The sequence below is a fragment of the Chryseobacterium sp. WLY505 genome (assembly GCF_030846215.1).
Taxonomy (GTDB): Bacteria; Bacteroidota; Bacteroidia; order Flavobacteriales; family Weeksellaceae; genus Chryseobacterium.
In genome coordinates, this window is sequence record NZ_JAVCWI010000001.1 from 970,114 (window position 1) to 987,182 (window position 17,069).

At 30.1% G+C, this 17,069-nt stretch carries 16 protein-coding genes; 3 read left to right on the forward strand and 13 right to left on the reverse strand.

What is annotated here, in order from left to right; all coding sequences use genetic code 11:
* Positions 1 to 129 precede the first annotated feature (129 nt).
* Both RAH34_RS04530 and RAH34_RS04535 read left to right on the forward strand, forming a co-directional pair.
* Positions 130 to 654: a hypothetical protein gene (locus RAH34_RS04530; protein ID WP_306595306.1), complete on the forward strand. Its 525-nt coding sequence runs from the start codon at positions 130 to 132 to the stop codon at positions 652 to 654.
* A gap of 12 nt (positions 655 to 666) precedes the next feature.
* Complete coding sequence (locus RAH34_RS04535) at positions 667 to 1,329, forward strand: hypothetical protein (protein WP_306595307.1); 663 nt, start codon at positions 667 to 669, stop codon at positions 1,327 to 1,329.
* A gap of 131 nt (positions 1,330 to 1,460) precedes the next feature.
* Here the strand turns inward: RAH34_RS04535 and RAH34_RS04540 are convergent, their stop codons facing one another.
* The 13 genes from RAH34_RS04540 to RAH34_RS04600 form a co-directional block, all read right to left on the reverse strand.
* Positions 1,461 to 2,663: a BT4734/BF3469 family protein gene (locus RAH34_RS04540; RefSeq protein WP_306595308.1), complete on the reverse strand. Its 1,203-nt coding sequence runs from the start codon at positions 2,661 to 2,663 to the stop codon at positions 1,461 to 1,463.
* 246 nt (positions 2,664 to 2,909) lie between these two features.
* Complete coding sequence (locus tag RAH34_RS04545; protein WP_306595309.1) at positions 2,910 to 3,173, reverse strand: hypothetical protein; 264 nt, start codon at positions 3,171 to 3,173, stop codon at positions 2,910 to 2,912.
* Between the two features lie 189 nt (positions 3,174 to 3,362).
* Positions 3,363 to 4,274 carry a hypothetical protein gene (locus tag RAH34_RS04550; RefSeq protein WP_306595310.1) on the reverse strand — a complete coding sequence of 304 codons (912 nt, stop codon included), beginning with the start codon at positions 4,272 to 4,274 and terminating at the stop codon, positions 3,363 to 3,365.
* Between the two features lie 336 nt (positions 4,275 to 4,610).
* Positions 4,611 to 5,906: a phage integrase SAM-like domain-containing protein gene (locus tag RAH34_RS04555; protein WP_306595311.1), complete on the reverse strand. Its 1,296-nt coding sequence runs from the start codon at positions 5,904 to 5,906 to the stop codon at positions 4,611 to 4,613.
* A 252-nt stretch (positions 5,907 to 6,158) separates the two neighbouring features.
* On the reverse strand, positions 6,159 to 7,169 hold the full coding sequence (locus tag RAH34_RS04560) for an HlyD family secretion protein (protein WP_306595312.1): 1,011 nt from the start codon (positions 7,167 to 7,169) through the stop codon (positions 6,159 to 6,161).
* Positions 7,159 to 9,366, reverse strand: a complete 2,208-nt coding sequence (locus tag RAH34_RS04565; protein WP_114819442.1) for a peptidase domain-containing ABC transporter — start codon at positions 9,364 to 9,366, stop codon at positions 7,159 to 7,161. Before RAH34_RS04565 ends, RAH34_RS04560 begins: the two co-directional genes overlap by 11 nt.
* A gap of 9 nt (positions 9,367 to 9,375) precedes the next feature.
* A complete protein-coding gene (locus RAH34_RS04570) occupies positions 9,376 to 10,605 on the reverse strand; it encodes a hypothetical protein (RefSeq protein WP_306595313.1) in 1,230 nt (409 codons plus the stop codon).
* Positions 10,606 to 11,049: 444 nt separating this feature from the next.
* Positions 11,050 to 11,883, reverse strand: a complete 834-nt coding sequence (locus RAH34_RS04575) for a GLPGLI family protein (RefSeq protein ID WP_306595315.1) — start codon at positions 11,881 to 11,883, stop codon at positions 11,050 to 11,052.
* 209 nt (positions 11,884 to 12,092) lie between these two features.
* Complete coding sequence (locus RAH34_RS04580) at positions 12,093 to 13,277, reverse strand: glycosyltransferase (protein WP_114819445.1); 1,185 nt, start codon at positions 13,275 to 13,277, stop codon at positions 12,093 to 12,095.
* Positions 13,277 to 14,320 carry a grasp-with-spasm system SPASM domain peptide maturase gene (gene gwsS / locus RAH34_RS04585; protein ID WP_306595316.1) on the reverse strand — a complete coding sequence of 348 codons (1,044 nt, stop codon included), beginning with the start codon at positions 14,318 to 14,320 and terminating at the stop codon, positions 13,277 to 13,279. The genes RAH34_RS04580 and gwsS overlap by 1 nt, the downstream gene beginning before the upstream one ends.
* Positions 14,320 to 14,514, reverse strand: a complete 195-nt coding sequence (locus tag RAH34_RS04590; protein ID WP_114819447.1) for a hypothetical protein — start codon at positions 14,512 to 14,514, stop codon at positions 14,320 to 14,322. The genes gwsS and RAH34_RS04590 overlap by 1 nt, the downstream gene beginning before the upstream one ends.
* An 8-nt stretch (positions 14,515 to 14,522) precedes the next feature.
* The gene (gwsG, locus tag RAH34_RS04595) at positions 14,523 to 15,509 is read right to left on the reverse strand and encodes a grasp-with-spasm system ATP-grasp peptide maturase (protein WP_162800863.1); all 987 of its coding nucleotides are present in this window, start codon (positions 15,507 to 15,509) and stop codon (positions 14,523 to 14,525) included.
* An 89-nt stretch (positions 15,510 to 15,598) separates the two neighbouring features.
* On the reverse strand, positions 15,599 to 15,832 hold the full coding sequence (locus tag RAH34_RS04600) for a hypothetical protein (RefSeq protein WP_114819449.1): 234 nt from the start codon (positions 15,830 to 15,832) through the stop codon (positions 15,599 to 15,601).
* Between the two features lie 978 nt (positions 15,833 to 16,810).
* On the opposite strand from RAH34_RS04600, the gene RAH34_RS04605 reads away from it, so the two are divergent.
* Positions 16,811 to 17,050 carry an acyl carrier protein gene (locus RAH34_RS04605; RefSeq protein WP_002976354.1) on the forward strand — a complete coding sequence of 80 codons (240 nt, stop codon included), beginning with the start codon at positions 16,811 to 16,813 and terminating at the stop codon, positions 17,048 to 17,050.
* Positions 17,051 to 17,069: the final 19 nt, after the last annotated feature.

Consider the following 17,069-nt stretch of genomic DNA (forward strand, 5'->3'; position numbering starts at 1 on the left):
AATATAATATAAATTCAGATATCAAATCCAATACTAGTATAAAAAAATCAGTAAAAAAACGGATATTACTATTATTACAATTAATTATATTGCATATATATATTCAGACTAATTTATACCGTGAATAAAATGATAAAAAAAACAGCTTATATTTTAATTGGAGATGATAAAACTGGTAAAACATCTTTTCAAAAACATCTAATACATTATCTATGTGGAATTGACAAATTTTCTAAATTAAATACTAATTTGATACATTCCATCACACATCCCGAAAGTCCAAGAAAACTAAAAACTTTATTTACTATAAATAGAAGTATTCAGGAAAAAATGGGAGAATATAAAAGTGTGGAAAACTATTTTAATACCTACTTCAAAGATGCGGATATTTGTGTTTTGTCTTCCCATTCACACGGTAAATGTATAAATGACATTGAAAAAATGATTTCAATATTACACTCAAAGTACTATAATGTTGAAGCTATATTTTTTACAAATCATCAAAATCAAAATACTAGCGAAATAAGTAAATTAAATTGGGATAGTAAAAATATTATTCAAAATCCTAAGAATGATAAAGGATGGGAAAATCAAATTGAAAATGGAGCAAAATTGTTTGGTGATTTATTAATTAGATATTCTAGAATGAATTAACTAAAAAGATTTATGAAAGTACTTTTTGAAAATTATAAAGAATTATTGGAAGAAAGGTTAAATCATAAAACGTTATTATCAATTGGAGAAGATAGCATTAGATATGATTTTTTCTTAGCATTATTAAAAACATATAATTTAAAGCCATATCAAATAGAAATAGAAGTTGCTCTTAACCCCAATTGCTTTATACCGAATTTAAATGAAAAATCGAAAAGGAGTGAAAAACCAATGATAGATCTTGTTCTAAACACTTCATCTTTAAAAATATGTGCAGAATTTGGCTTATTTAGGCAAAATAGTAATAAAGACGGAACAATAGATAAAACCAAAAGAACAGTTAAAATGATAAACGATATGATACGGGCATCATTACATTCAGAATTTGAAGCTAATAAAAGTTTTTTTATTTGTGTAGCTGATAAAAAAATGCTCGGGCATAAAATGCGAAATAATTTTATCGGAAAATTTCCGTCAGACTACATTATATCAAATGATTTTATCAAACATCAATTACAGCAAAGAACAAATAAATTTGATCATAGATTTTTAGCAGTTTTCTCACCTCTTAATAAGAATATAAAATCTCGTGTTGTTTATAATGAAGAATTAAAAGCAATAAATATTAAGGAGGAAACAAGATTAATTATTTGGGAAACCAATCTTGATAAATAATCAAAGAAATAGTCTGAAGAATATTTTAATATAAGCAGTTTATAGTTGCTAAATTAGTCAATACTTAATCTTACATCCTAATTCTGTTGAAAGCTATTAAGATTGATTAAACATTGACTAATTCAATTATATTAATTTTTGAATCCTTTAATTGTATTCAGTACACTACGATAGTATTTTTCAATTGTTTTTTTATTTTTACCAGTTAACTCTTTTAATTTCTTCTGAGTGATTTTTGGATGCTTTTCGTAGTCCCAATTCAGTACAAAATTCAGTAATTCATTAAAAGTTTTTTCAGATCTTTCTTTACCTAGAATTTTACCATTAATTTTTAGCTTTTCGGACAAAGTTTTAATATTATCACTATATATAATTCTCTTTTTTGCCTTATTGTTTGGCTCAACTTTTCCTCTTAAACTATAGACCTTTGTAGCAATCTCATCAATTTCTTCCATTTCAAGAGGTAGGCGAAAACACTTATCATTATATTTTTGCAAATAACGTTTAAACATTGTAAAGCCAGCTTCAGGATTTATAGAAATGATACAGTAAGCATAAGCAACTAACCTTTGATTTCTTAATCCTACTGGTATAATCTTACGTGGAGTATAACATTTACAATATTCTATTTTATTTTTTCCAAAATCATAATATCCTTCTTCATTAAACTCAAAATCTTTTTCTGCTAATACATCAGACAAATTATTAAATCTAATATTTTTGCCCCCATTATGATAGTAACCTAAATTGTTTATTTTACTACTATTGGAATGGGGGAGTTTTTTAAGTTCATTTATGATGGTTGCATTAAATTCCATTAAATCTATTTCATCAGCATACTCATTATAATAAGCTTCTGTATCAAAACTAATAATATTAATTCTGCTACGATCATTACAAGCTTTATCATAGGGAATACCTAAAATATTTACTATATGCTCATAGCTTTCTTTGAAATTCTCTTTTAAAAGGTTTCTTACTTTTACTAACAGTCCAAATCCATTTCCTCCTACACTACGCCATAATGCTGTAACATAAGTTGTATCATAATCAAAGTCTTTCTCTCCATCTATATCAAAGTATAAATATCCTGTAGATTCATCTGCGTTATCAGCATTGATGTAATTATTTTTAAATGTATAGTTAAAACAAATAGAAGGTAGATCCATTTTTATCGTTTGATAATCATTATTTTTCACTTTGATTTCTCGTAATTTTAAGATTTCAGAAACCTCTATTCTTTTTGCATCTTTAAGATGTTCAACAAACTCGGCTACGGAATTTATTTGTCCGATAATATTTCGGTTTTTTACGTTTTGTATTATTGAAAACATAGAATTCTTGATTTTAGGCAATGGTGTTTACATTGCAGATTAATATTTAATTTTAAGGCATAGCAATAGCTCTCCATAGTACCTTTACTATAGCTAGACCTCAATTCGTTAAAATTTTGGAGATTTAAAAAGATTTGAAAACAGGCTTATTACCCGTAATTAAAGCCATGTATGCAGAGCAATAATCCAATATTGCTTTTAAATGAAATTCAGGCAGCTTTTTTCTTTTTTTTGAGAAATAATCATCTACTTGATCTGAAAATCATTGAAATTATTTCTTTTGTGCTTTGTCATCAATTCCAATAGCTCTAATCTTTTGAAATATAGCCTCCCATTGCCCGAAGATGAATAAATGGGTAAATCCGTTCCTACGCTACTAAGTTTGTGAAGATAGCTTAACTTATATCCTGTGAGTACGGCTGCTTCGTTTACGTCTAATACTTCCTTGTTAAGAATAGTTGACATTCGGACTGTTTCTTTCAGTTCTTTTAATTCATTTGCAATGCTCATTAGCATTTCTCTTAATTCGTTTACGATTTTTATCATATTTTTCCTTTTTTATTATCCAGCTTCATTGCTAAATTCTAATCGCAATTTCTGTTTTTTTCTGCGGAATGACTGAGGAAAATAGTATTCCGCAAAACAAAAAAACTCCCTGTATAAAGGAGTTTTAAGAGTTTTTGTTAAGTTTATGTGGAATTACTGCGGAATATTTTGCAGATTTCCGACAATTTCATTAATAGCATTGATTTTTGTTGACTTTCTATTGCCTGTTTTCACATCACTAATTATCTTACTTATGCCGTTTGGAGTTTTGGTTTTTGGGTTCTGTGGATCGCCATTAGTCTGAAACTCGAATCTTTCTGCCCAAAAAGAATTAAAAAACATACTGTCCTGATAATCTTCTTTGAAGAAATCCCGTAAAGAATTAATCAAAAGACCTATGTCAGACTGATTTTTACCGATTAATCTTATCCTAGTTTCAGGAATAGTATCTATAAAAAAATGCTGTAAAAACACATCTTTGGTACAGGATTCATCAATAAATTTTTTTGACCAGAGATTTTCATATAGTCGCCCGATAAAATCAAAATTCAATCCAAAAACAGTTTGCTCGATTGAATTTCCCATCCTTTCAGTAGTAGATTTTTTAGTTTTATTAGCTGTAACGTGAGATTGTGGTAATATTTCAGGCGTATTTTTGGTTTCTGTTCGGCTAATTAAATGTTCTATAAAAGATAGTTCTTCCAAAAGAACATGAAAATATTCATAACTATTGTTATGTTTTTGTTTTTCAAGGGTTAGTTTATAAGCGGTTAATCTGTTTTTGTAGTGATTCACCTGCAATGCTCTGTTGGTAAAAGGTCGGTCGTAATATTTTAAGATTTCTTCTGTATAATGTATTCTTAGATATTTTTGAAAATGCTTTAAGAGTTCCTGCTTGTCATTTGTTCTTACAGGAGGAAGATTTTTATTAATGAATCTAAACAAATCATCATCAGATTTGATTCTCAGTAATGTGTTTAATTTTTGGAAACGTATGTCTGTCTTTTGTGCAGGGTCTAATCCTTGCATTTCTTCTAGTACTGTCATTGTTTTTTTTTGTTCCATTCTACTCGTCTTTGGTCATGCTGATTTATTAAAAGTATCATCAATAATGCCATCATCAAAATCTCCTCTTATTCTGATTACTTAAATATCATAACCAGTCGCCTTAATAATGTTACTGAGAACAATGATTTTCCATTATCATATAGATTTTCGTATTTTAAATTGTATTGATAAAAGATAAAACTCTGAATATATCTATATCCTAAATATAAGTTTTGCTCAATTTGTTTCTTGATTTCTTCAAATCCTCTTTTTCCAATCTCATGCATTATTTTATGTAAGACTCTATTTCGTATTTGCTAATATTTTTCAATTTAAACTTTTTATATTATTTTATTAAAATCCTAAATTACTAAAAAATTTAGCTGTTGATTTAGCTTTTTCAACATCAGTTTTATTAATGTATGCTAATAACTGTTTTTCCGTTGTATGCCCAGTAAAATTTAGTAAATAAGCGGTAGGTATTTTTTCATAAAAATTTGAAGCAAAACTCTTCCTACCAATATGAGAGGTTACAAGTTTATATTTAGGATAATAACCAAAAACCTTTCGTGTTATCTTACTTTTGTCTTCTCTTTCAACTACCATAACCTTTCCATTATATATTATTTCATTAATACCCGCAATTTCACAAACTTGCTTGATATAAAGATTTAGATTAACATCGGAAATTTTTCGGGGAAATTCTCCTCCTCTCTTAACTAAAATATCCTGAACTTTCTTCAACAATGGAATTTTCATTCTTGTGTTTGTTTTTTGCTGAGTAAACTCTAAGTATTTCTGCCCTTCACTATCTTCTACAATCATTGATGAAGTAAATCTCAAATAATCGCTAACCCTTTGTGCAGTATAACAGGCTATCAATAACCAGTCTTTTGCGTTATCCAGATAATCAAAGGGCATTTCTTTTTCTTCGATTCTTTGAAGTTCATCAAACGTCAAATATATAGATTTAGGTATTGCTTTTGTAGCCTTCTCAATATCAAATTTCCACATTGCAGTATGTTTATGAACTTCAATATCAAAAGATTCAGCCACTTTACAAATCATTTTAAGAAATTTAAGATTCCGATAAGTAGTTGATATTTTATAGTTTTCCTTTTGACAATATTCCTCAAAATCGGCTTTAAAACTATTATCCAAATCCTTAAATCGAAGATTTTTGAAGTTTTTCTTTCTTGTCTTCCTATCTTCGACATATCTATTCAAAAGTTGTTTCACAACATTTACCTTCTTTATAGTTGATTTAGCAACATTCCTTTTCTTTATTGAAATGTAATCGTCTATGAACAAAAGTACTTTGTCAGAATATTCCTTTTTATCTGGCTTTGATTTAGTGGGCAGAATTACATATTCTAGCCAATTCTTCAGGTCAATATCTGGACTCTCCTCATTATACTTAAAGATAATCTCTGTTTCCAATTTAATTAAACGGATATTAATTGTATCGGAATCATTCTCTGTTACTTTCTTTGAGGTAAGTTTACACTTACCATCTTTCCAATCTTTCGGTTTACATTTCAGATAAGGTACTGGGACTTTTATATCAATGCCCTTATCTCTAAATCTTACCCAAATTGTACACTCTTTATCTACTACTTTTCCGCGAATAAAAAAACTTACTGATGCCATTTCGTGATTTTAAAATTGTTCCCGAAATTGTTCCCGAAAATCAGAAGATGCCTATCTGCTCTCTGCTTTCAGTCGAAAACCAATGGTAGAATAAGCATGTAGAAAGCTTATGTATTGCTTGTTTGGACGAGGGTTCGAATCCCTCCAACTCCACAAAACAAAACCTTAAATTATTTAAATCAATAATTTAAGGTTTTTTAATTTTGGGATATTATTTAATCAGATAGACCCATTAATGAGCTATTGACTCATTCATTTAATTTCATGAAAGAATCGTTCAATTAATCTCACATCTTTTAGTATAATTTCAGCTTCCCCTTTAAGCTCCCGATCAAAATGAAGCTTTTTGTGATAAGAGGTTTTTAAGCCATCAGGAAGATTAATTCTCACTCCATACTCACCTGTTTTATCAGGAACCGTAGTTATGCTTTGCACCTTTCCCTCTACAACCCCATATTCTTGATAAGAGTAATTGTCTAATTTTATTAAAACTTTTTGACCTGCTGCAATTTTACGAGCATCAGTTAATGAAATGGGTACAGTCGCTACATATTCTTCTTTTTCTTGGGGCAAAATGGACAATAGAGTATCTCCCGTTCTAATCAACTGATTTTCTTTCCACACTTGAGAGAAGCTTGCTATTCCGGCCTTAGATGCAATTACCAAATGCTTAGACTCCCATTGCTTCAGAGATTTTTTTAATTTTTCCAATAACTTTACACATTGTGATGATTGAGTATGTTGGATTCCCTGTCCCTCCATATTAAATCGTCTATTGGATTTTAGATTGACAGATTGCCCTTCATTAATGAAAACTTTTGAAAAAGCATTAAAATCGTCTTGTAATTCCCCCAATTTGTAATGAGAAACTTCCTGGATAGGAAAAGAATGGATCTGGTCAGAAGATAAAGAATCCATACTATTTTTTAGTTTAAAAACATCTTGATACCTTGCTGAAGACTGCAGCACCAATAAAACTTTTCCTTTATCTACATATTGGTCATTTTTAATGAAAATTTTTTCAATTTTGGAAGTGGTTTTCGCTTGTATTTTTTCAGGACAACTTTGGCACGTAAGAACAATGGATTCACGGATATACTCCGGGTATTTAATGAGATAACCTATCAAAATAAGGAGCAGTAAAACAATAAATACCATAGTGTTTCCCCATCGAATCATCCAATGAGGTGAGGTAGAAAGTATCTTTTGAACACTGTCTGAATGAAGTTTTAGTTTATCTGATATCTTTTTTTTAGCTTCCAAGTTCTAATTGATTTTTTACAAGTCTATAATATTCTCCTTTCTTTGCAACTAATTCAGCATGATTGCCTTCTTCTACCACACATCCTTTATCCAAAACAATAATTTTATCTGCATTTTTTACCGTAGAAAGTCGATGCGCAATGACTATTGCAGTCTTACCTTTGAAAAACTGCTCCAGATTCTTCATGATTATCCTCTCGTTATTAGCATCCAAAGATGAAGTAGCCTCATCAAAGAAAATATATTCAGGAGATTTATAAACAGCTCTTGCAATAAAAAGTCTTTGCTTCTGTCCCCCACTGATCCCTATACCTTCGTTACCTATCCGGGTATTGTAACCGAGAGGCAATTCTTCAATAAAGTCTTTGATATTAGCAATTTCTACCGCTTTCAGCAATTTTTCCTGATCTATCTCTTCTTCTCCTACAGCAATATTTTCTTCAATTGAATCATTAAAAACATATCCATCTTGCATTACCACTCCACAATGCTCCCGCCAAAATCTTGGTGAAATGTTTTTCAAATCAGTATTACCAATTTTTATTTCTCCTGTTTCAGGTTCATAGAATTTCATAATCAGTTTCAAAAGGGTAGTTTTCCCGCTTCCACTAGATCCAACAATTGCTGTTGTTTTTTGATAAGGAATAATCAGGTTTAAATTTTCGAAAACATATTGCTTTGAACCTACATATCTGAATGATATATCTTTAATTTCAATGTCCTTTGGAGGAATCTTTTCTGCATATTTCTCGGTGGTGAGCTCCTCATCTTCTTTTTCATGTATTTCCCCCAGCCTTTCTAAAGAAATCTTAGCATCTTGAGTTTGCTTAATAAAATCGATGAGTTGTAATAACGGGCTATTAAGCTGACCAACAATATATTGTACGGAAAGCATCATTCCTAACGTGAGATTCCCATCCAACACTAATTTTGCAGATAAAAAACTCACGAAAATATCTTTCATCTGATTAATGAAATTTCCGCCAACAGACTGCCATTGTTCTAATGAAAGAGACTCAATCCTTATGTCAAATAATTTGGCCTGTACATCTTCCCAATCCCAACGCTTTTTCTTTTCAGCGTTATGCATTTTTATTTCCTGCATACCATTGATAAGTTCAATCACTGTACTTTGTTCCTGTGAAATCTGTGAAAATCTTTTATAATCCAGTTTTTCTCTTTTTTTAAGGAAAAAAGTGATCCAACCGACATATAAACCTGCCCCTATCAGATATACTATAAAAAGCCTGTAATCATAGTACAGCAAAACAATACTGAAAATGATTAGATTGACTAATGAGAACAAAGTATTGAGTGAAGAAGTGGTGAGCAGCTGTTCTATTCTGTGATGATCATTAATCCTCTGCATAATATCACCTGTCATTCTTGTATCAAAGAAACTAATGGGCAGTTTCATCAGCTTAATGAAGAATTCAGAAATGATAGAAATATTGATGCGTGTAGAAAGATGAAGAAGAATCCAGCTGCGAGTAATTTCAATTCCCGTTTTTCCTAAAAAAAGCATAACCTGAGCAAGGAGAACTATATAAATAAAGTTTAAGTCCCGATTCTGTATCCCAACATCCACAATACTTTGGGTAAGAAATGGGAAAATAAGCGACAGCAAACTTCCTGCTAAAAGTCCTATCACTAATTGCGCAACCAGCAATTTGTATTCAAACAGGTATTTGGAAAGAAACTTAAGGCTGGGTTTATGGTCTTTTTTATCGAGGCTTCTTTTTGAGAAATCAGATGTAGGTTCTAAAAATAAGACAACTCCTTCTTCTGTTTCTTCGGTAGCATCTTCATCAATCCAACGTTTAAGAAATTCTTCCTGCTCATATTTAAGAATACCAAATCCCGGATCAGAAATATGAAAGTAATATTTATTATTTTTTATTTCTATTTTGTATAAAACAACAAAGTGATTTTTATCCCAGTGGAGAATGCATGGCAGCGGAGGATCATCAACCAGCATATTACAGTTAATTTTGACTGCCATAGTTTTAAAACCTACCTGTTCCGCCGCTGTACTTATCCCTTTAAGGCTACTTCCTTCCCGGGTTGTCTCTGAAAGAAGACGTATTTGTTCTATAGAAAGTGTTTTACCGAAGTATTTAGCTATTATTCGCAAACAAGTCGGACCACAGTCTTTTGCATCAGGCTGCCTGTAGAAGGGAAAGGTAGTGTGAAACATTTTTCTAATCTACTTTTTCATTTCCAGCAAATTTTCCTTTATAAAATTCACCAGAAGATTGTTATTACTAATTTTCTTTTCATCATTAATTAACTGAAGAAGTTGAGTGATCTTCTTTCCTTTATCAGTACTACCAGCAGTAGTGCTATAAATGTCTAGAAATTTATCATAATACAATATCATTGGATATGCATAATTATATTCATCCGTTTCTTTAGTTATGTATTTCTGGGCCAGAACTATATTTTCTTTGGCTTTTGAGAGGTTTTCAATTTTAAAATAATACAATGCCCTATTAAAATAAATTTTATAATAATCAGGATCTTGTCGTGAGGAATTGGTTAGAGCTTCATCAGTAATAGATATAGCTCTGCTATAGTCTTTGATATCGTAATACAGATTAGCTATATACACGTACTCGTTAGGAGATATCTTGTACTTTGAATTCGTAATACGTTCAAGCAAATGATATTTCCTTTTTAAATTTCCTAAAATATCATATTTATTGTTTAAAATAAAATCAGTCTCTAAACTGCTTATAATCCAAGGATCAAAAACATAGTTTATTGAGTTGTAAATAGACATAGGAATTATAGTATTGTGATTTGCAGTGGGGAAATAATCATATTTCACCTTAAAACCGGGGCTATTTATACTATCAATTTTTTCTTTATACGCTTCTGTTTCTTTTTTAAACGAGTTTTCATATTGCCCCATCCCTCCATGGGATAAGTATAAACTTATATCCTGTGCGGGAACATTTAATTTATCGACGGTCTTGGATGGAGAGTACGCAATATACGCATGGAACAGCTTACTGAAGTTTATATTGTTTGCAATGTCTAAAACAAAGGATGCAGAATTAGAATGACCTAAAATAATATTATAATTCAATGCATTATATTGATTAAGGTGAACAATTGTTTTTCTCAACATCTCTGCTAACTCATTTACCCCTTCACCAAAATATAACTTAGAGCGGTCATATATCTCTACTCTTACGAATATTACCTCAGGAATCTCTTTACCAAAATTTTGTAAATAATATATGTTTGATTTAACTATATCAACAATATTTTTTTCCTGAGAATCTAATATAAAAAACACAGGATACTTTTTATTTTTCTCTGAAGAATTTTTAGCTGCGGGCAGATCAACAATTATTTTAGCGTTCTTAGTATTTACTACAGTATCACTTATCACAGACTTATTTTGTGAAGACAAAAGGTTAGATATCATAGCCGTAATAATTAAAAAGCATTTACAAAAAAATTTCATTTAGTCTTTATTACAAATTAATATTAATAATTTGATTACCTGCAGGCAAACACTTAAAGATTAAACCCTATTATAAACACATTTGATAATAAGGCCTTTGTACTTTTTAAACAAGATTAATCAGTGAAAAAGTAATCAATATGTCTTACCAGAGATTAAGTTAAATACAGAATGCATTGCTACTCCAGCAAGGTTAGAATTCAGTTTAAAACGCTCCAGGCAATTTCCATAACTAAAACAATAAATCATGTGAAATTAAACAGCATTTTGAAGATTTAATTTCACATGGTATCAAAACTAGGAATAACTCTGTTAATCCAATACATTCTTAGCTTATTATTCGGAGTATGCATTACATAGTCCGCAACAAAACCTCATTCATTTAAGTAACAAATAGTTATGTAATTATTTTTTTTGATAACGGATTACCTTGTTAATTTCAATCGGATTGTTTTCTTTCATCATTTCATCCTGTGCTTGTCTTTCAAAGATTTTCAGTTGATCTTTACTTGTAATTTGAGTACCTCTGTAAAAATATTGTGCATCCGGCTGCTTATCAAACTGTACCATAAAATCTTTAAATGGCTCATTGAATTTTTCTAATTTCTTTTTCCGAAACATTTCCTCACTAACCTCTAAAGGTTTGGTTCCTGCATAGTTTTCTATAAAACCGCTCGTATCATAGGTAGCATCCAATGACTTTGACTGCAACATGTTATATTTAAACTGACTTTTTGAATCATAAATTTGAAATATTAACCCAGGCAATCCTCTAAACTTATAAGGCCCTTCATTATAAGGAACTTCTTTGCAAAACCAAGCCGTCCAAAGTCTTCCTCCAAAAAATGTAGTAGCTTTCTGCAGAAGATATTGATCTGCCATTTTTGTTTCATTGCTTAAATTCCATTTCATTGAATCATCTGTTTGATAAACAAACAAATCATCCAAATTTTCAAAGTTTTTATTTTTGAAGGAATTACGCTCCCTTGTAATAATATTTTGAAAACCCCATGTTCGAAAGCGGTAATTCTGATTAGCTTTATTGATTGAATCCATCCTAAGGAATTTATATTCATAAAATTTGACATCCTTGGGATTAATATCCAAAACCATATTGGTTTTAATGTAATCTGTAGAGCTTGAATCTATTTTGAATTGTAATTCGTAAATAAAACGATGAGTTTGTGCGGAAGTAAAAACACAGCTCATCAATAGAAGAAGAAATATTCGGTTTAACATAGTGATTGGTAGTTTTTTTTAATAGGAAAAATAGCTATCGCATATTTACTATTATATGATAAATCTATAGAATTTTTCGATGCTAACAGAATTCGAAAAAAAATACAGTTTTAATTTTTGGTATTTTACCTAAAATATTTAATATAAAAAAGTTAAAAAATGTTTTAATTATTGAACTTTTTTTTACAGATTTTCGCAGAAAACCCGTGCTAAAAATACATTAGAAAGTGATTCACTTCATTGATATCATTAAGAGATTCTGAATCAAACCATTCCGGATTATCATCAATTAGCACATTCAGCTTTTCAGCAACAATTTTTGCTTCATCCATATGGCTTATTTTTATGCAAATTCTCAAATGTTTATATAGTAATTTCCAGTTATACAATTCTAATTCAACAAATAATAATCTTTGAGGAAATGGACTTTTACCATGATATAAGTTTAGAAACTTTTTCGAATACTTGTAAGCTAACGCATAGTCCTCATTGTCATAATAATGACAAATGATTTTGTATGCAGGCTCAGCTCTTACAGGATCAATATCATAAGCTTTTGTATATTCCTGTAAGACAATATCCCAATCTTTTTCTAATAAGCTCAAGATACGCCCTATCGTATAATGTGAATAAAATATTTCTTCACTGTACCCGCTATCTGCAATAGCAATTCTCTCTTGATATGCTTTTAATGCCTTATTTAATTTATCGATACGGTCATCATTATTAAATGTAAACAATGCTGAAAAATAGTAGCTTTGAGCCAAATAAAAAAGCCATCGCGCACTATCGCTTATATCACTTTTCTCCAGATGTCTTTCTAATATATTTGCGTGATTTAAATATTTTCCTGTCAAATTGCTTTGCCATGAGTTACCATCGTTATAAACGTTGATTTCAAAGTTTTCAATTACGGCACACGTAAATGCTGAATCACACTTTAAATATTCATGAACAGGGCCATCCCAAAAGAAAGGAATATCTGTTCTGAAAAATGTTAATCTTGAAAAGACGTCACCATTTAAATGCGCTTTGCTCAGGTATGAGTCTTCCGTCAGCTCATTTTTATTAAAATCTTTATGTACCACAACTTCATCACAATCCAGCCAATATCCATAAGTTTTCTTTTCGTCCCATCCCAGTGTATTAATAACTTCTTTTAATTTATGTAAAGCGAAATTGCGGCAACTGTCAAAGTAATCAAAAGCTTTATAAAATATAAACAATTGTTTTTTATTTGCTTCCGCCCACCGCTGAATCACCTCTACCGTATTATCTGTTGATCCCGTATCTACACACACTACCAAATCTGCTAAATATAAATTACTGTTTAACATTCGTTCGATAACATGCTCCTCATTTTTAAAAATAAAATTAAGTGCTATTTTTTTCATTATTCGTGCCAGACATTATGGTAAGGATCATAATTACATAAAGCAGGTTTTGCGCTGTGAATTTGGCTTTCATCTAAAAACCCTCTACAGTCACTGCATATATTTCTGTATTCACAATCTTTACAAGTATTCAATTGGTTTTTATTAATATTCCAGATATCAGTAAATGATTCTTTAATTACAATTTCAGTTAATCTCTCTTGTTTTATATTACCATAAGACGATGCCAATGTTGGACAATTCTTAATATTACCTTTGGTATCTACACCAATTTTCTTGTACAGACATGAATTGTATTTTATGGATTCATTAAACATCCTAAAGTTTGTCGTAAAATATTCAGTAGAGATTTTACCACAGTGCGTCTCATCTTTAATTTCCTGCATAATAAAAACCACATTTCCCATGTATGAGAAATATTCAGAATTAATGACTTCTATTTTATTAAAAGGAGTTGAATGAATAAAAACACTTTTAATTCTTAAGTGCTGTTTAGTTAAATCTATTAAAAAGTCAACATTATAGGATTCATCATATTTGATAATAAAATCCAGAGAAGTAATTCTTGAGTGGCTAAGAAGTGTCACAATTTTAATTATTTCTGCTTTTGATGGGGAATGAAAAAATCTGAACTGACAGTTTTTACACCCAAGCAATTCCAGATCAGAAAATATTTCCTCAAGATGCTTTAAATTTTGCGAACTGCTGTCAAAATCAATAATAGCACTTTCTATGATTGAAGGACTTTCAATATAATTATCCAGCAATGGGAAGTTATCTGCGAAATCAGAATAAAATATCAAATCATTTTCATATAAAAAATCCAAGTACTCCACTAAAACCTCTTCTTCCCCTTTGAAATCATCGAATAGCTTTTCTAGTTTTTGGTTATTATAGGTTAAAAGAATAGTATGTAAAGAATTTGGGATATGATACCATTCTTCTCTTTGGGTATCTACGATCACAGATCTTTTCACACCTTTTGTCATAAGACATACTGAGTATAATTGTAAAAATTTATCCTTTAAAATTGTATAATCCATTATTTAGTTTTCAGGTTGATGTCTTCATTTAGTTTTTTTAAATCAATAATTTTACTGATAGGTTTGTTTGCCCCTCCTTCGGGCACACAATAGGTGCTATCATAATCATTTATTGGAAATGCCTCTTGTTTTTTCTTATCAATATTTAATTTTATTTTGGTTAAATATTTATATACGTATGGTAGTTTTGTCATCTTGAAAATTAATTAGATAGATACTCTGCTATTTTTGATTCCAGATTATAAGAACATGATTGAGACACTGCTCCAAACTGCCCTACTGGATTTACCTCTAAAAAGTAATATTGTCCTTTTGTATATATTAAATCGAGTGAACCACAATTTAAATTTATCTTATGCATGAATGAAATTATTTTTTCTTCCACATCAACAGGTAATTTATAGCGAACATTCCGATTGGGTTTTTCGAAGTTGTATTTTCTGAAATCAGTTTGGGTCTTAGCGTCAGACTGGCTAAAAATAGCCATACTATAACAAGTTCCATGAAGATAAAAAATCCTGATTTCATATTCCTTTTCAATCTTGTGTTGAAATAAGCTAGGATAAAATTGGATAGAATCATTCATATCATCTGCCGGAACATCTTCAGTAAAATACATATATCTATTGACTTCATCCTGGGCATGAAGAATGTCTTGGATACTTTTAGTTATAAGTTTAGCTCTCGCTGTATTTTTAAAATTGGTTAAAATCTTAGTTTCAGGAATTGGCAAACCACAACTGCTCGCCAGGCTAAGCTGCTTTAATTTATTAATATGAGCGGTTGACTGACTTCCAATAATCTTCTCTGTATTGTTCTCTATATACCAATGTATATATTCATGCAATTCACGGGACTCTGCATACAGATGTTCTCTTGATTTAAGTGATACTTTTTCACTTTTAAATAGCTCATATATATCTTTCATTTCCGGTAAAGGAAACATGGGAATACCGCCTCTCCTGTACCAACATGAATAGACATCATTTAAATCCAGAGGTTCTTTGTTTTCAAAATAAAGTATAAATTTTGTCACTTCTCCGTTTTCGAAATCCAATCGTACATCAATCAGCCTGTCGGAATCTACATTTACCCTGTAAAAGTCTTTTTGAGAAGCTATCAGATAATCAATTACTCTATTAGTAGAGATATCAGATTTTTGACTTAATATTAAAATAGTTTTTTTCAACTTAAAATTATTTTTACTATTAAAAATAAAAAGCCTTAAATACTAACTATATAAATAAGCTAGATATTTAAGGCTGGATAATTTAAAAATTATTTAGCTGACCTACCAAGACCGAAGCCAGGTTCTAAGCCAACATTTGTTCCTCCATTTGGATCCTTTTCACAATCTGGGCATGCGCTATCAGTATCAAAAGTACTCTCATTGGTTACAGAACTTGATGTGCTCGTGTTGCCTGCTAAACCTCCTTTAATTAATTCAGTGATTTCCAAAGTGTTTTTTGAATACTTACCAAATTTCTCGCTGTTTAAACTTTCTAATTTCATAGTGTAAAAATTTAATATTTTGTAATGTTTTTTAGTTTTCTTTAAAGATCATTCTTAATTTAAACTGCGTGCACTCAATCACAATTAAAAATTCAACTTAAATCAAAACTTTTCTAAAAGTATTAAAAAAAAATTAAAGTATTCCACTGATTGTGAGTTTTTTTTTAATAAAAATAACAATTAAATACATTTGTTACAAACGTACTCTCATTTATGTGAATTAAAATTTTAAACCGTCAAGTATCTGCAAAGGCTTTGGGAATATTAGACAAATTCTGAAATTATCTCTCAGAAAAAAAATTACAGAATTAAAAATTAATTATATCTACGTCTATAGAAATAATTTAAAATTTCAATGTAAAATGTGTCAAAAAAAGCAGATAAATCGAGGTAAAAATCATAGCAGATATGTATCTGAATAGAATGCAACAGAAAGAAAATAAACACACTTGTATTTGGGAATTCAACTCTTATCAAAAACTCTATAATCATTAAATTTTATTTTGAATCTGTGTATTGTCTACAGTAAGGAGGATATATTCAAATACATTTAGAAGAAGACCTTTAATGGGAGTAGTCCTGCAACGACAAGTACTGTTAGAGCTTATATAATAAAGGAAACACTAAAATCAACATTATACAACAATGTGCCTAATATTATATTATGGTTAAAAAAAATTACAAAAATTGACCATAAGCCACAGATTTAAGACCTTTTCGGTGATAACTATACATAAATACACTACCCTCCATAGAGTACAAAGCTATTAATAATGAAATTTGTGTGATATATCTCTTAGTTCACCATGACAATTTACACCTTTGCAGCAACAGCAATATAACCACCTGAAAACGAAAAGACTAAAGCAAAACAATCTAAAATAAAAGCTTCTGGTCCACAAAAAAGACTAAAAAAATGTTTTATCGTAAAGAATTTTATATATTTGCACCATCTAACAATTAAAAAAATAATTTACTATGTCAGACATTGCATCAAGAGTAAAAGCTATCATCGCTGATAAGCTTGACGTTGAAGAAACAGAAGTAACTCCTGAAGCTAGCTTCACTAACGATTTAGGAGCTGATTCACTAGATACAGTTGAGTTAATCATGGAATTTGAAAAAGAATTTAACATTCAGATCCCTGATGATCAAGCTGAAAAAATTACTACTGTAGGACACGCTATCGCTTACATCGAAGAAGTAGTAAATAAATAATATTCTTCAACAAAAAAGA

What these genes read in the sequence shown, in the direction of transcription:
- RAH34_RS04605 (WP_002976354.1), top strand. Translation starts at nt 16,811, where the DNA reads ATGTCAGACATTGCATCAAGAGTAAAAGCTATCATCGCTGATAAGCTT.
- gwsS (WP_306595316.1), bottom strand. Translation starts at nt 14,320, where the DNA reads ATGGATTATACAATTTTAAAGGATAAATTTTTACAATTATACTCAGTA.
- RAH34_RS04570 (WP_306595313.1), bottom strand. Translation starts at nt 10,605, where the DNA reads ATGATATCTAACCTTTTGTCTTCACAAAATAAGTCTGTGATAAGTGAT.
- RAH34_RS04530 (WP_306595306.1), top strand. Translation starts at nt 130, where the DNA reads ATGATAAAAAAAACAGCTTATATTTTAATTGGAGATGATAAAACTGGT.
- RAH34_RS04540 (WP_306595308.1), bottom strand. Translation starts at nt 2,663, where the DNA reads ATGTTTTCAATAATACAAAACGTAAAAAACCGAAATATTATCGGACAA.
- RAH34_RS04550 (WP_306595310.1), bottom strand. Translation starts at nt 4,274, where the DNA reads ATGGAACAAAAAAAAACAATGACAGTACTAGAAGAAATGCAAGGATTA.
- RAH34_RS04590 (WP_114819447.1), bottom strand. Translation starts at nt 14,514, where the DNA reads ATGACAAAACTACCATACGTATATAAATATTTAACCAAAATAAAATTA.
- RAH34_RS04600 (WP_114819449.1), bottom strand. Translation starts at nt 15,832, where the DNA reads ATGAAATTAGAAAGTTTAAACAGCGAGAAATTTGGTAAGTATTCAAAA.
- RAH34_RS04555 (WP_306595311.1), bottom strand. Translation starts at nt 5,906, where the DNA reads ATGGCATCAGTAAGTTTTTTTATTCGCGGAAAAGTAGTAGATAAAGAG.
- RAH34_RS04545 (WP_306595309.1), bottom strand. Translation starts at nt 3,173, where the DNA reads ATGAGCATTGCAAATGAATTAAAAGAACTGAAAGAAACAGTCCGAATG.
- RAH34_RS04580 (WP_114819445.1), bottom strand. Translation starts at nt 13,277, where the DNA reads ATGAAAAAAATAGCACTTAATTTTATTTTTAAAAATGAGGAGCATGTT.
- RAH34_RS04565 (WP_114819442.1), bottom strand. Translation starts at nt 9,366, where the DNA reads ATGTTTCACACTACCTTTCCCTTCTACAGGCAGCCTGATGCAAAAGAC.
- RAH34_RS04535 (WP_306595307.1), top strand. Translation starts at nt 667, where the DNA reads ATGAAAGTACTTTTTGAAAATTATAAAGAATTATTGGAAGAAAGGTTA.
- RAH34_RS04575 (WP_306595315.1), bottom strand. Translation starts at nt 11,883, where the DNA reads ATGTTAAACCGAATATTTCTTCTTCTATTGATGAGCTGTGTTTTTACT.